The organism is Alkalicoccobacillus porphyridii (assembly GCF_007293315.1).
In the GTDB taxonomy this organism is placed as follows: Bacteria; Bacillota; Bacilli; order Bacillales; family Bacillaceae_D; genus Alkalicoccobacillus; species Alkalicoccobacillus porphyridii.
The window spans coordinates 1-312 of record NZ_VLXZ01000127.1; the positions used below are offsets into that span (position 1 = coordinate 1).

The window sequence follows — 312 nt, forward strand, 5'->3', positions numbered from 1 at the left end:
GTGGGCAGGAGACATCACGTACTTACGTACAGATGAAGGCTGGCTGTATCTGGCAGTGGTCATTGACCTGTGGTCACGTGCCGTTATTGGCTGGTCAATGTCGCCACGCATGACGGCGCAACTGGCCTGCGATGCCCTGCAGATGGCGCTGTGGCGGCGTAAGAGGCCCCGGAACGTTATCGTTCACACGGACCGTGGAGGCCAGTACTGTTCAGCAGATTATCAGGCGCAACTGAAGCGGCATAATCTGCGTGGAAGTATGAGCGCAAAAGGTTGCTGCTACGATAATGCCTGCGTGGAAAGCTTCTTTCA

1 protein-coding gene is annotated in these 312 nt (G+C 55.8%); it reads left to right on the forward strand.

What is annotated here, in order from left to right; translation table 11 throughout:
• The coding region (locus tag FN960_RS23785) for a DDE-type integrase/transposase/recombinase (RefSeq protein WP_143850793.1) at window positions 1-312 on the forward strand (312 nt) is incomplete at both ends.